The 12,423-nt window shown below is 41.7% G+C and carries 9 protein-coding genes; 3 read left to right on the top strand and 6 right to left on the bottom strand.

What is annotated here, in order from left to right; genetic code table 11:
• Nucleotides 1-53 precede the first annotated feature (53 nt).
• The 6 genes from UABAM_RS01185 to UABAM_RS01160 all read right to left on the bottom strand — a co-directional run bounded on the left by UABAM_RS01185 (nucleotide 54) and on the right by UABAM_RS01160 (nucleotide 8,548).
• Nucleotides 54-629: a PEP-CTERM sorting domain-containing protein gene (locus UABAM_RS01185; RefSeq protein ID WP_151966160.1), complete on the bottom strand. Its 576-nt coding sequence runs from the start codon at nucleotides 627-629 to the stop codon at nucleotides 54-56.
• Nucleotides 630-631: 2 nt separating this feature from the next.
• On the bottom strand, nucleotides 632-2,614 hold the full coding sequence (gene tkt / locus UABAM_RS01180; protein ID WP_151966159.1) for a transketolase: 1,983 nt from the start codon (nucleotides 2,612-2,614) through the stop codon (nucleotides 632-634).
• Complete coding sequence (locus UABAM_RS01175) at nucleotides 2,611-5,274, bottom strand: DUF3352 domain-containing protein (protein WP_151966158.1); 2,664 nt, start codon at nucleotides 5,272-5,274, stop codon at nucleotides 2,611-2,613. Before UABAM_RS01175 ends, tkt begins: the two co-directional genes overlap by 4 nt.
• Entirely contained in the window at nucleotides 5,267-5,584 is a 318-nt protein-coding gene (gene cutA, locus UABAM_RS01170; RefSeq protein ID WP_151966157.1) for a divalent-cation tolerance protein CutA, read from the bottom strand. Before cutA ends, UABAM_RS01175 begins: the two co-directional genes overlap by 8 nt.
• Before the next feature lie 128 nt (nucleotides 5,585-5,712).
• Complete coding sequence (gene glpK, locus UABAM_RS01165; RefSeq protein WP_151966156.1) at nucleotides 5,713-7,197, bottom strand: glycerol kinase GlpK; 1,485 nt, start codon at nucleotides 7,195-7,197, stop codon at nucleotides 5,713-5,715.
• A 307-nt stretch (nucleotides 7,198-7,504) separates the two neighbouring features.
• Complete coding sequence (locus UABAM_RS01160) at nucleotides 7,505-8,548, bottom strand: HEAT repeat domain-containing protein (RefSeq protein ID WP_151966155.1); 1,044 nt, start codon at nucleotides 8,546-8,548, stop codon at nucleotides 7,505-7,507.
• A 109-nt stretch (nucleotides 8,549-8,657) separates the two neighbouring features.
• Here UABAM_RS01160 and nadC point away from each other — a divergent pair, with 109 nt between their 5' ends.
• Genes nadC through UABAM_RS01145 form a run of 3 tightly spaced genes read left to right on the top strand, consistent with a single transcriptional unit; the run spans nucleotide 8,658 to nucleotide 12,422 of the window.
• The gene (gene nadC / locus UABAM_RS01155) at nucleotides 8,658-9,509 is read left to right on the top strand and encodes a carboxylating nicotinate-nucleotide diphosphorylase (protein ID WP_151966154.1); all 852 of its coding nucleotides are present in this window, start codon (nucleotides 8,658-8,660) and stop codon (nucleotides 9,507-9,509) included.
• A gap of 8 nt (nucleotides 9,510-9,517) precedes the next feature.
• Nucleotides 9,518-10,438 (top strand): arginase, encoded by a 921-nt coding sequence (gene rocF / locus UABAM_RS01150; RefSeq protein WP_151966153.1) that lies wholly within the window; start codon nucleotides 9,518-9,520, stop codon nucleotides 10,436-10,438.
• Between the two features lie 13 nt (nucleotides 10,439-10,451).
• Nucleotides 10,452-12,422 (top strand): protein kinase domain-containing protein, encoded by a 1,971-nt coding sequence (locus UABAM_RS01145; RefSeq protein ID WP_173013066.1) that lies wholly within the window; start codon nucleotides 10,452-10,454, stop codon nucleotides 12,420-12,422.
• The last annotated feature ends 1 nt before the right edge of the window (nucleotide 12,423 follow it).

Raw genomic sequence — 12,423 nt, 5'->3', positions numbered from 1 at the left:
ACAAGCTAAGATTATGGGAAATGCGTTTCCCATAATCTTTTTTTATTGAACGTTTACTTTTTGGAACGCCTAATAAGAAAAACCATTCCCAACAACAACGCAATATACGTAGTCGGTTCGGGAACCGTCTGTAACTGTAAGTCGTCTATAATAGGTAAAAAGAAGCCATCAGGAACCGCGTTATCAACAGCAGTTACCAACAACAAATCCAAATTTGTAAATCCTGCCAAATTAACTAAGGTATTGCTGGGAGATACACCTGCGATATTTTGGCTCGCCACTTGTTGTCCGTTGCGAAAACCGGTAAAGGTAAAGTCTCCGTTACTAATGGCTCCGACACGTACGTCTAGAGCATTAAAGAAACTACCGCTGGTGGCGAAAAATTCCACTTGTGTGCCATCGCTATTAAAACCAAGTATATCATCATCAAATGATGCGGTGTTTAGATTTCCGTTACTTTCAATGAAGGAAGCGGAACCAGATATTTCGCGAAATGTAAACGAGCCTTCGGTCAAGTCAACGTTTGTTTGCAAATCAAGAATATTACCTGTTCTACCATTAAAAGTAATTGTCTCAGCCATAACAATAGACGACATAAGCATTGCTATGAAAAACAATCGTAATAACATATTTATTTTCCTAAAACTTGTTTTACTGTGGATAAAACGTTTTGGACATTAAATCCAAACTTGTCGTAAAGAACTTCCCACGGTGCTGAAGCTCCAAAGGTGTCAATACCAATCGTGGCACCACTATTTCCCACGATACTTTGCCAGCCAAGAGTTGATCCCGCCTCAATAGAGATTTTGGGAACGTCGTTAGGCAAAACACTTTCGCGATATTCCGGGGATTGTTGCGCAAAAAGTTCCCAGCATGGCATAGAAACTATGCGGCAAGGAATACTTTCTTCCCCCAGTTTTTTCTTCGCGTCCAGAGCCAAACCTACTTCCGAGCCAGTTGCGATTAAAATGACTTGTGCATTATCGTCTTCGCAAAGTGTATATGCTCCCTTTGCGGCGTTAGCGGTAATTGCTGACGCGTATTCCGCAAGAGGTGTAACGCCTTGGCGTGTTAAGCATAATGCGGAAGGAAGAGTCGATGTAACGGCTTCGCGCCACATAATCGCTGTTTCTAAAGCATCTGCAGGTCTCATGACCAAAAGATCGGGAATAAGACGCAAACTCATGAGTTGTTCTACCGGTTGGTGTGTTGGGCCGTCTTCTCCCAAGGCGATACTGTCGTGGGTAAATACAAAAATAGAGGGTGTTTTCATCAGGGCCGCTAGGCGAATCGCGGGACGCATGTAATCGGCAAATGCCAAAAATGTCGCAGAAAAAGCAACAACACCTTGATGCAGAGACATTCCGTTGACAATGGACCCCATCGCATGTTCGCGAATTCCAAAACGGATATTACGTCCCGCTTGTTGTTGCACGCTAAAATCAACGCTGGATTTGATATCGGTTTTGTTCGAACCAGCTAAATCTGCGGAGCCGCCTAAAAACTGAGGTAAGCGCTCGGCAATAAAGTTGATCACTTTTCCTGAGGCCGCACGGGTGGCCATAGACTGTTCTTCGCCAAAAATATCAGCAATTCCGTCGCTCCAGTTTTCTGGGTATTGGCGATGCATTGCCGCGTCCAATTTTGCCGAACATTCTGGATATTTTTCGCTATATTGTTTCCACTTCTCTTGCCAAGTATTGTGCTGTTCAGCACATTTAGTAAGTACTTTCTGCATCTCTTCTTTTACTTCTTGTGGAACATGAAAGTCACTCTGCGGCCACGAAAATTTGTCACGTGTTGCTTGAATTGCCTCGCTGCCAAGAGGTGAACCGTGGACCTTTGCCGTGTCTTGTTTGGGACTACCATAACCAATATGTGTTTTTACGATAATCAGTGACGGCTTATCTTGTTGTTTCGCTTCAGAAATGGCCGCGGCAATGGCATCGCAGTCGTTGCCATCTGCTACACGAGTCACATGCCAATTGTACGCTAAAAAACGTTGTTCCACATTTTCGGTAAAAGTAATATTTGTGTTGCCATCAATGGAGATGTTGTTGTCATCGTATAGATATATCAATTTATTTAGCTGTAGATGGCCAGCAAGCGAAGCCGCTTCGGCGGTGACACCTTCCATAAGATCCCCGTCAGATACCAAAGCATACACGTAGTGATCTATTATTTTGCTATCTTCTTTGTTGTATTGCGCACTCAGATAACGCTCGGCCATCGCCATTCCCACTCCCATAGCGAAACCTTGCCCAAGTGGACCAGTCGTTGCTTCCACTCCTGGTGTTTCTCCGTACTCGGGATGCCCGGGAGTTTTACTGTGCCATTGGCGAAAATTTTGTAGATCCTCAAGTGACAAATCATAGCCATAAACATGCAAGAGCGCATACAATAACGCCGAGCCATGTCCCGCAGACAAAATAAAACGATCGCGATTTATCCACTGTGGATTTTTAGGATCATGTTGTAAAAAACGCGACCATATGGTGTGGGCAATCGCAGCACAACCTAAAGGCAATCCGGGATGTCCGGAATTTGCTTTTTCAACGGCATCAACAGATAGCATGCGAAGAGTAGTAATGCACTGCGTTTCCAAAGTATTCAATTTTTAGCTCCTTGAAGGTGTATTTTAACGATAAAGCCTTGATCGGTAAAATTTAAATCTACAGATGTATCGGGCCATACTGCGTTTACCGAGTCAGGCTGTATTTTCCTTTTTGATAACAAATTTGTCCCGTGAACATCGCAACGTAAACGATGAAAATGACGTGTGTACTTTCCTCCCTGAGGACAAACTATTTCGCTGTAACCATACATTGTGTCTTGTATATTGGCAAGTGTTTTTTCGGGAAAAAAGCGCCCCACGACTTCGAGCATGTGCATATTATAGGTACACTCTTGGCGGATATGGTCTCCTGCTTCCCATTTCAAATTTTCGCGAATCTTATTTATCTTTTTTGGGCTTACGAAGATTTCTAAATTATTTGCCTGCGCCATAAAAGAATCGACTTTGTCGTCAATAAATGCAAACGCAACGTCGCGTTTGTTTGTTACCACTAAAAAGTTCTCCTTGATAACAAGAAACAACGAGTACTGCACCGAACGATATTTAAATTTGAAAATATAACATTTTTTACCGTGATACTCCTCTTTGACAACGTTGAGCTGAATTTCGTTTTCAATAGAGTGATATTTTTTTATGTCCCAAATAATTGCCTGGAGTTTACGTTCTAATTCCATGGGATTTTTAATCGTGATTGTACTATAAAATGGTAGCGTAACAAAAGCCGGCATAAATGTCGAAATATCATAAAACTTTGCGTCTATTTGCGGAACAAACAATAGATCGTCATCGCAAACATATAGTGAGAGCTGTTTTCCTAGATTAGGTAGAAGCGCATGTAAATGCGGGACACGCAATTGCTGCAAATACTTTTTAACTTTAGGGTCTTCGAGTACTTTGTCCATATTGCACGATAAATTAGCTGCGAAAAATACATTGGGTAAATACGTTTTTAATATTCGTTGATTGTCATTAATTAAGTATTTTGGTAAATTTTTAAAGAGTGCATAGCTCGCTGCGGGAGAAAAAATTTCAGCACTTAACTCTTTGGACTCAGGTATGCGCATAGCAATGGGTGACAAAAACTCGTTTTCCTGTCCATAAAAGCTATCGCGAAATTTTGCGTAGGCGCTGTGTTCGCTTTCGTAGACAGTTCGTGGTAGGGTTTCATCGACAGGGGTAAGGTAACCAAGATGATTGTGCACCGTGCACGTCGGTTTCGCATAACGAAGCACATATTTACCGCCATCTGCGCAATGCATTTCTTCGGGAATCGCTAAATCTTTTGGCATTCTACGATGATTACTGTAACTTTCCAGGAGTTCGTATTGTAGAAAACGTAGGTTATCACGGCACATGGCCCTGCGGTAACTCGATATGGTGTATTGTGGACTATTTATTTTGTACAAATGGTCTCGCGAAATGTATAGAAATGCCTGTTCTTTTTGGGGATTTGCAGCGAACACGGAACGCGCCTTTAATAAGTCATTTGTACGCGCCAACGATTTTGGTGGTGTTGTGGAGATAATATTTTTGATCATTGTCTCGCTGTTACTCAAAACCAGAAAATTATTGATGTAGCACGAGTGGCTATTTATGCCTTTCTTGGTGTCGACAATTTTACGGTATGAAATCCCTCTATAGCGCTTTGATAAAGAAGTTGCTCCGTTTTTGACCGCCTGGCTAAAATATTTTTTAAGTTGAAAGTCTAATAAAAATTGACTTTTTACGTGGACGATCAACGCATAAGAACTCCCCTCGCTCAATAAAAAGTCTGATCCCACAAGAGCCATATCCGCGATGACCCAATCGAGAAGACTTTTACCTAATCCACCGCCGCCACTATCACTTTCACTATTGTCAAAGGAAATGGCAAGTGTTTGCAGCATTTTTTCAAAAAAAGAACTAGAACGGCCGGTTGTCGTGAACTGTGTAAGCAAGTTGTCTTGACATTTCCCCAGTTTGTCGACAAGGTTAAAGATGCCCTTTGCCGAAGTAAAATGCAGAAAATAATAGTCTTTAGGCACAATATTTGTCATGAGAAATGTAGGAATATTTTTATCTTTGACCGGAAATTTTTCGTAGGGACGCAGCCCCTCCACCTGGACAATGTCAATGTTTTTTTCACTTGTTTTGGTGTAGGATATATTGCGAATATTTTCTCCTAGTAAGTAAGGAGAAACTTGCACTGGTATGCGAAACCTACTGGCCGAGCTTACCAAACTGTGTTCGATATAATCATTGCGTTGTTGACGTAAATATCGGCTATAAGACGCATTTCGCGCCATCGCCCACATCGAGGGCAATGCTTTATTTTGCGTGGCTTCTTTTGGTAGTTCTAACGTTTGACTAAAGGCATGAAAGGTATTTTCCGAAAAAAATGGCAGTAGAGTGGTATCTACTAATATTTTGCCTTCTTCAGAAAAACGCCCGATCCAATACAAACGACTTGTTTGTGGATTCTGTGATACAAAATCGGGCCACTCCTCACCGCGTAGTAAAAAATGACTATAGGTTTTTTGCGAACTGTCTTCGACAACAATGTCCATTTCCGCAACAAGATCTGGCGTGCTATCTATCACATCCAACTCTACGCAAAAAAACCGCTGTTGCTGTAAAGCATAGTAAGAAATATTACCAACTTTTACTTCATGCGCATGAATGCTTAGCAGTAACATAAACCCAAGTAAATACTTACGCATCTTCTCCTCCTGTACTAGCATACAACCATTTTAGATATTCCGCATTTACATTGGATACGTTTAGTTCAACTATTTCCGGAACATCGTTTGGGTGTAGCTGTAATATTTTCTGTTGTAGCACGCGAAAATCGTGACCGCGAATTTTAATGAGTAGTGTTTTTTCTTCATCACAACACAACTTCCCATCCCAGTGGTAAAAGCTTTTTACATGTGGCAAGATATTTACACATGCCGCAACACGGCTTTCTACGAGTTCTTTGGCAATCTCTTCTGCTTTGTCTGGTGGACAATTACATAAAACAACTTTCATTTTGTTCTCCCAAATACCTTGCTCCACATAAATTATGTACGAAAATGCGCTGATTTGCAAACGAAGGAATGATGTAGTACCTTTGGTGGAGAAGGGAGGTATGATCCGCCCTTCTTTTTTATATGAATTTACATTGTGGTGACTTGTTGTACCGCTTTTTGCCAGCCGTTATATTTTTCTTCGCGTACTTCTTCCGACATTTTCGGGGTATACGAACTGGCAATTGACCAATTTTCCGCAATTTGTTCGCGGTTTTCCCAATATCCCACAGCAAGTCCCGCTAGATAGGCGGCCCCGAGGGCAGTAGTTTCAAATATTGTCGGCCGATGAACAGGAACATTGAGTAGATCGGCCTGGAATTGGCATAACAAACTGTTCTGCGATGCGCCACCATCAATGCGCAATTCTTTTAAATTAATGCCGGAATCTTTTTGCATTGCATCAACAACATCTTTGGTTCGGTAGCACATGGCTTCGAGTGCTGCGCGCACGATGTGATTGCGGTTGCTTCCGCGTGTCAAACCCAAGATAGCACCGCGTGCGTACATATCCCAGTGCGGCGTACCCAGTCCGACGAAAGCGGGAACAAAATAAACCCCTCCGGCATCAGGCACTTTTGCGGCATAGTATTCGGTATCTGCGGCATCGTGTATGATGCGTAGTTCATCGCGTAGCCATTGAATCGCCGCACCAGCAACAAAAACACTACCTTCGAGAGCATAGTCCACTTTACCATCAATCCCCCAAGCAATGGTAGTAATGAGACCTGACTCCGAAGATACCGCTTTTTCCCCGGTATTCATCAAAATAAAACAGCCAGTTCCATAAGTATTTTTTACCATACCAGGAGAAAAGCATGCTTGGCCAAAAAGTGCCGCTTGCTGATCTCCAGCGATCCCAGCAATGGGAACCTCCGCGCCAAAAACTTTTTTGCATGTCGTGCCATAGACACCGCTAGATGCGACCACTTTCGGCAAGATGCTGGCAGGAATATTTAGTTTGCCGAGAATTTCCTCGTCCCATTTTTGTTCGTGAATGTTATATAGCATGGTCCGCGAAGCATTGCTGTAGTCGGTAATATGTAGCTTACCTCCTGACAACTTATACACAAGCCACGAGTCGACGGTGCCAAACAAAATTTCGCCTTTTTCTGCACGGTTGCGTATACCTGGAATGTTATCCAATATCCATTGTACCTTAGTACCAGAGAAGTAAGCGTCTACGGGCAGACCTGTTTTACTACGAAATTCTTCTTCCCAGCCCTTTGCTTTGATTTCTTCGCAGATTTGCGAAGTACGACGACACTGCCATACAATCGCTTCGTACACCGGTTCACCAGTATTTTTATCCCACAAAATGGTAGTTTCGCGTTGGTTGGTAATGCCGATCGCGGCAACATCAGAGGGAGAGACTTCTGTATCACGTAGTACCTTGCGCATAGTGTGCGCTTGAGAATCCCATATTTCGCGTGCGTCGTGAGAAACCCACCCTGGTTGCGGATATAGCTGGGTAAATTCGCTACTGCGACTCGCAACTATCTGCGAATTTTTGTCAAATAAAATTGTACGCGAACTTGTGGTTCCTTGATCTAAGGCCATTACATATTTTGTCATATTTCGTTCTCCAAAGACAAAAATGGTTGAATAAAAATATTGGTATTAGCGTTGTAAAAAGCACAGTATGCAAACACAATAGTGAATATCGCATTCATTCTTTTGATCCATAACGCATGAACTTGTATACCTTTTGCGAAGTGCGTTGTAGGGGCGGACCTCGTGTCCGCCCGTCCCTCAAACGTTATAGATACTCATAAATTTTCGTGATTTTGCAAGAATGGGGAAATTGATAGGTAAGAAATTTGTTTCATTCGCGTTTATTTTGAATAATTTATTGCAAAATAAACGCAAACAAAACGTTATTCTATCGTTCTCTGTTAATAAAGTCTATTAGCTTTTGTTTGTCTTCATTCGTGAGGTCTTGGTGGTCTTTGAAGCCACGGCCGGTCAACATCGTTAATGACTTAGCAATGGATCTTCTCACGTGAATATTTTTATCAGAAACATTACTGAGTAGTTGTGGGATGCTTTTGTTTGCCCCTAGAGATCCTAGTGCTTTTGCCGCAAAGCTGCGTACCAACGGACTTTTATCTTTGAGAGATTCCACTAGAAGTGGAATACATGCTCTTTCGCGATTTTGCATGATTTGTAAAATTGCCGCGACTCTTTCTGCTTCATCAGAGCTTTTGAGTTTTCCAGCAAATGTTTTTTGTATATTTAAGTTTATTTGTGCTATTTTGTTGCGAACGGTGTTGTCCGACTTAGGTCGTTGTGGTTGAGGGTTTTGCTGCTTTTGTTGTTTTTTCAAATCACCCAGGATATCATCCAGTGATTTTTTAGGCTGTGTATTGTTTCGTGGTGTATCATTTGCTTGTGAAGAACTATCAGCGGTGGTGTTATCTTGTTGCGTATCACCGTTGTCTTCCTCAACAGCGGATCTGGTTCTCTTGTTCATCAAAACGTCTGTCAACTCCTTGAGTTGCTTTTGCATGCGGAGCATATCTTCGGACATGGCATTTTCTTGAGGTGTAACAGCGTTACCTTGTATATTTTGCATGTAGCGATATAGCCACATTGTAGAACCAATCATCATGGGAATGCCCAAGAATAATACAAAAACGGCAGAAAGGTACTTGAAATCTAATATTTCTCGTGATGTCTTCTCCGCGAATTCGCGACAACGATGGCAATAGAGTTTACCTTTAATTAATGAGGCTTTGCCCGTTCTCAGTAAATCGAGAGAGTGTTTTTTCGTGCAACGATCACATGTGAAGAGTTCGCGACTATTTTTTTGTTCCACAGAACAGTCACCACAAATTACCTCTCCATTCTTCTTGCGTGTGCTACCATTTCGTAACTCAGCTTCTGATATAATCTTCTGACATTGGTCACATAAAAAAACTATCAATTTTTTTTCCCTTGCAAATTATTTGATGTTGTGAAAGTGTAACTTGTGATAGTATAACTTAAACTTACAATTTGTGCGAGTCTAAAAATTATGTTATGATAGTAAAGATATGACAGTAATAACAAAACAAATCATTGATTTAATAGCAGCCGCTTTAGAAGAAGATATTGCAGATGGAGATATTACCACCAATGCAATTCTTGGTAGCAGTTCTTGCCATGGAGCAGCAGAAATTTTGTTTAAACAAGACGGTGTTCTTGCTGGCATGCCCGTATTTACTCAGGTATTTCACTCCGTGGACCCTCAAGTAACCATTTCTCCTCTTTTTGCGGAGGGAGAATATATAAACAAAGGTACAATGGTTGCCACAGTCACAGGCCCAATGTCCACCTTGTTAAAATGTGAGAGAACTGCACTTAACTTTTTGCAACACCTAAGTGGCATAGCAACATCTACACATGAATATATTATCGCTGCTAAACCGCATCGCCTTGGTATTTTAGATACGCGAAAAACCACTCCTTTACTCCGTAGCTTGGAAAAATACGCCGTTCGGATTGCCGGTGGTACCAACTATCGTTGCGGACTTTACGATATGGTCATGATTAAAGATAACCATATCAAAGCTGCTGGAAGTATTTCTCAGGCAATTGAAAAAGTGCTAAATGCTTACGGAGACAAATATTTTATTACCGTTGAAGTTGCTCACCTAGAACAGTTACATGATGTGATAAAATACAAAATAAATCGTATAATGCTCGATAACATGAACAATGAAAGTATTCACAAAGCTATTGGTATTATTCGCGGTTGCGGCAAACATATAGACATTGAAGTTTCGGGAGGTATCACCCCGCAGAGAGTTAAAGAGTTAGCTCCTCTTGATATTGATTATGTGTCCAGCGGAGCGATCACAAACCGTGCAGTATCATTAGATATTAGTATGAATTTTGTCAAGTAGGAAAATTTATGCAAGCTAATAAACGAATCGTTGAAATAATTGGATTTCCAATGGACTTAGGGGCGGATCGTCGCGGTGTTGACATGGGCCCTTCCGCTTTGAGAATCGCAGGTATCGAAAAGAGACTGGAAAACCTTGGGTACGATGTTATCGACCATGGGGATTTGCAAATTCAGCACCGCGCTCAACAAAAAGTCATAGACACAAAATTAAAGTACTTGGATGAAATTGTAAAAACAGGAGAAGTCCTGGCCAACAGAATCCAAGGTGTGCTGAATCGTGGAAATTTTCCACTATGCATCGGTGGAGACCACTCGATGTCTTTAGCCAGTATTGCAGGTGTTTCGGCTTATTGTCGCGACAAAAATAAAAGATTAGGAGTTCTATGGGTAGATGCTCATCCAGACATGAACACCGATCAAACAACGCCTTCGGGAAATATACACGGCATGCCCATGGCCGCTTCTTTGGGTTATGGCCATGACAAGTTGACAGGTCTTTTAGGCTTTTCCCCCAAAATCAAAGCAGAGAATTGTGCACTCATCGGAATACGAAGTATTGATATTGAAGAGCGTAAAACCATCATTGACTCTGGTTTAGAAGTATACTCTATGAGTAAAATAGACCAGTTAGGTGTGTACAACATTATGCAAAAAATTATCGATAAATTTAAAGGTAACGTCGATCATTTGCATGTAAGTTTTGACGTCGACAGCCTTGATCCGCGATTCGTTCCAGGAGTGGGAACTCCTGTAGCCGGAGGCCTTTCCTATCGTGAAGCTCACATGATTATGGAGTCAGTTGCTGAGTCTGGCATGATGTGTTCACTAGAGGTCGCTGAGGTAAATCCTATTTTGGATGTACAAAATCAAAGTGCAGAAACTGCTGTCGAAATTGTTGCTTCAGGAATGGGTCAAATCATTATCTAGATCGGAAAGAGTTATGGAAAACCTGCAAAATATACATCTGACAACCGAAAATTTACAGCAAGATTTTGATCAAACAATGAGCAAAGTTGCCAGTGTTAAAGAAGCTATGAGTATCGACCGTCGTGTTGTGAGTTTGCCCGCGGAGTATCAAGATACGTTTATATACGGACTATTTAGCATCTTTAAGCGCGAGTGCTGGTTGCTAAAAACAGATGAAAATGAAGGTCGTATCATTGTCGAGATAGATTTGAAACAAGCCGCTGTACAATTTTACTACAACAAGTTCGAAGGCATTGTTCAAAATCACATTAGCAGTTTCTCAAATCACCAGCGTACCAATGTTGCGGAAGAAGCACCGATAAAAGAAGACCAAGACTTTGATTTTACCATGTGCTTAGGTGGTGACGAAGAAAAACCAAAGCCAATGGATGACGCCGTAGATGTTCCTGTGTATACGCAAGCGCCAGAACAAATGATTGCTTGGGATCGCTTTGCTAGCGACTACAAATTGCAAAACGGTCAACACTATACCGTACGCCAAGAAAATGCATTTAAGATATTTACGGTGCGCGTTTTAAAGATTCCGCAAGCAGAAGTTGTCGAGGATAGTATTTCACGTATCAAAAAGTTTTTTGAAGGTGACTACAACATCGTTGAACTCGACAAGGGTGGTATGGGCGCTATTCTGAAATTGACAACAAAACACGACCCAACTATTTTGCCACTTAGACCAGAAAATGTGTGGGCACGTCAAAAATTTGCCGATTATCTACAAGTCAGGAAAGATGCACAAAACCGCGAAAGTATCTATGCGGAAATTCCCAAGGGCATGGATTTTGTAGCCAAAGTTGCCTTCGAAGGGCATGAAGAAGCACTGATACAAGAAGCGGCGCTAATGACGCGCGTTGCAGAAGATCCGGAAATATGCGAAACGATTATTGGTGCGATTCAACACGGTCGCGTTTTTGCCGTAGATGGCAACGACAAAGAGTGCTTAGGATATTATCTTTTAATGGAGTTTGCTCCCGAGGGTAATACCGAACAACTGTACAAAAAATTTCCCAATGGCCGTTTAACACCCACTGTGGCTTTCGCCATGATGTATGGTATGGTACGCACTTTACAAAAACTAAAGCGCAAAGGTATCATTCATCGCGATATTAAACCTCTTAATGTTCTACTGGGCGACAACGGTATGCCAAAGTTATCTGACTTTGGTTTGTCTCTAACCACCAAAAAAGACTCTTCTCTTTCCGATGAAAGACGCAGGTTATTGCGTATCGTCGACGAAAATTTCTTAAAAGTTAGTCGGGATAGAGAGCAAACAGAAGCGCAGCTACGCAGGCTTTTGCAGGAGGTTCAGCAAACAAAAGATGAACGCACCATGCAACAAATTAAGAAACTACAATTCCGCATACCAACGATGATTGCACGTGAAGAAGCATGTGCCGAAGAACTTCGCGATAAGTACCGTCCGATTACTGCAGAAGAAAATGCACAGCGCAATAAGTTTGAAGGATCTATTTACTACGCGGCTCCTGAGCAATTTGAACCGACAAACATTCTTAACCATAAATGTGATGTATACCAGCTTGGAACGGTAATGTTCACAATGTTAACAGGGTTGCGTCCTATCAGTGGTAACAACCTTGACGAGCTTGTCGATGCCGCAATGAACCCTAACAAACCGCGTGTAAACGATTTTATTAAAGGGCAACCCCTTATTGATGAGATGAGTGACCTTATTCACGAAATGATCACTTTTGAATATGAAAACCGTATCGAAATCGATGAAGTTCGCGAACGCATGGATCAAATTTTATTTTCCCATGCACTGGAATTGCGGAAACAACCCAATTATGTAATGCCGCCTGAATTTACACATCCTGAAGATATCGCATGGTGGGAAGACAGTGTCAAGTTTGCAAAAAAAATACACAGTACTTGTATGGAAACAATATTTAATAGTTTTTTACATGGATAAA

It is taken from the genome of Candidatus Uabimicrobium amorphum (assembly GCF_009002475.1).
In the GTDB taxonomy this organism is placed as follows: domain Bacteria; phylum Planctomycetota; class Uabimicrobiia; order Uabimicrobiales; family Uabimicrobiaceae; genus Uabimicrobium; species Uabimicrobium amorphum.
The sequence above is the reverse complement of the archived record's forward strand: the minus strand, read 5'-3'. Positions and strand labels throughout refer to the sequence as shown.